The sequence below is a fragment of the Prevotella conceptionensis 9403948 genome, from assembly GCF_000312305.1.
Taxonomy (GTDB): Bacteria; Bacteroidota; Bacteroidia; order Bacteroidales; family Bacteroidaceae; genus Prevotella; species Prevotella conceptionensis.
In genome coordinates, this window is record NZ_HE999473.1 from 1 (window position 1) to 2,164 (window position 2,164).

Below are 2,164 nucleotides of genomic sequence, written 5' to 3' on the forward strand. Positions count from 1 at the left end.
TAACACCTTGCGAGGTGATGAATGCCAACACACCGCCTTCACGGAGCATATCCACCCCCTTGACGAAGAAGTAATTGTGCAGGGACATGCGGGCGACCTTTCGGGCAGGTTCGTCCGTCTTGCTGAAAACAGGGTCGAAGACGGCCACATCTCCGAAAGGAATGTTGCTGCTGACCACATCGAAATAACCTCCGAGCTTGGATTCGATTTCCTCGAAGCCTCGGATGCGTATCTTGTCTTCGGGATGCAGAGCGGAGAGCATTTGTCCCGTAAGGATGTCTTTCTCGAAACCGAAGGTCGTATGCCCTTCGGCTGCAATGCCGTCAAAAGAGCGGATGAACTCGCCCAGTCCCGCCGAGGGGTCGAGGATACGCTTGGGGACGATGCCTGCCTCCCGTAAGGAAGCGGCAATCTCCCGCACTACGGGCGCAGGAGTATAGAAAGCGGTCATCACGGAGTTCTTCAGGCTCTGCATATAACTCTTGTATTGCGATTCGGAAGCGGTGTTGTCCCGAATGATGCGATGCAGCTCCATCACCAAGGGGAATAGCTCCAGCTCCGACTTGTTCCATCGGGCAATGTCCTCCATCGTGTTGGCGGGAGAGAGGATACACTTCAAAGCCCCGAAGCCCGTATAAGCCCGCAACCCCTCCATTTCCTCCTCCGTTGCCGTGCGTTGTTCCCGATGCAGGGCAAAGACCGTCTTGATGGCTTCTATGTTTGCCCTTAGATGCTCCTTCTTGTTATAACTTGCCATCTTCTTCGAGTTTTAGTTGAACAAAACCCGTAATCTCCGTGTAGAGGGAGTTGTATTCGGGCATATAGGCGAACTCGTCCGAAATAGGATACTTGGTGAAGATTGCTTCCAAGATTGGGCGCAGGCGGATAGCGGTCTCCCTGACAGCTTCAAGCGGCACTTCGGCAGAGAACTCGTTCCAAAGAACAGAGGAGATGGTATCGTGGTGGGAAAAGTGCAGACCCGCATAGAGCGTCTTATTGGCAATGCCGATACATTCGGCTATGGGAAGACCGGTATCGAAGGCTTCGGCATAGACTTCGGAAGCGGCTGCCGCACGCTCTTTGACGAAGGGAATGTCATCGGCTTTTTCGGGATGGCTTTCCCGAAGAAAAGAGAGCAAGGATAGCTCGTAATATGAAAATCGAATGGCTGTCATTTTGAATGATTTTAGTGAGGTATATAATGCAAAGGCACTCGACGTCCCCGCCGAGTGCCACCACTAAAATCCGCAGTAAAAACAACAGGATTGTTTATGACCGCATCATTCAGTGGCAAAATTAGCAAATTACGGGGAGTTACCTTCGGGATTTGCCCAGTTTTTTACGCTCGGGGAAGACAAAGACCGTCTTGAACTCTCCGTCCAAGGAGAGAGAAGCCTCGAAGCTCTTGCCCGTTTTGGAGGTAAAGCCCTTGATGATGCCAGTCTCTCCGTTTACCGCCAACTGCGTCAGCTGCTCGTCCGTGAGGCTCTTGCCTGCCACGCTGCGGAAAAGCGTCAGTCCGCAATCGGGATCGGAACATTTGGCACATCGGGGATAGAAGACCAGTGAGCCTTTACCGCATTTGGGGCAATGGATGTCGCTCTGTTTCTTGGGAAAGAGGATTTTGGAGGAGAGCAGTTCGTCCGTAATCTGTGTGGCATAGCTTTCGATGCCCTTGCGGAAGTCCCACTCTTTCAATTCTCCCCGTTCGATTTTCGCCAAGTCCGCTTCCCATTGTCCGGTCATCTCCGCATTGCCTATTTTCATCTCTCGGACGATGGAATAGACGGCAAGTCCTTTCTCCGTGGGGACGAGCGACTTCTTTTGGCGCACCATGTATTCACGGGCAAAGAGGGTTTCGATGATGGCGGCACGGGTAGCGGGCGTGCCGATACCGCAATCCTTGAGCTGCGCACGCAATTCTTCGTCCTCCAACTCTTTGCCCGCCGTCTCCATCGCTGCCAACAGCGAACTTTCCGTGTGCAGGGGCTTGGGCTTGGTCGTTCCCTGTGCCAAGGAACAAGCGCAGAGCGGAAGTTGCTTACCTTCCTCCCATTGAGGGATGATGATGCCTTCTCCATTCTCCCGACTTTCCCGTTCTTCGGCTTCCGCCTGCTCCTTGTCTTTCTTCTGCTGTTTTTGAGGATAGCACGCCAACCCTCTT

2 protein-coding genes and 1 pseudogene are annotated in these 2,164 nt (G+C 53.1%); all 3 read right to left on the minus strand.

The genetic code is table 11. From position 1 onward, the window contains the following. Positions 1 to 757: N-6 DNA methylase (locus BN93_RS15725; protein WP_019189240.1), on the minus strand; the 757-nt coding region annotated here is incomplete at its 3' end. Next, positions 744 to 1,175, minus strand: a complete 432-nt coding sequence (locus BN93_RS15730) for a DUF1896 family protein (RefSeq protein ID WP_019189241.1) — start codon at positions 1,173 to 1,175, stop codon at positions 744 to 746. The genes BN93_RS15730 and BN93_RS15725, both read right to left, overlap by 14 nt. A gap of 139 nt (positions 1,176 to 1,314) precedes the next feature. Next, a pseudogene (locus tag BN93_RS15735) lies at positions 1,315 to 2,164 on the minus strand (DNA topoisomerase); the annotation flags it as partial.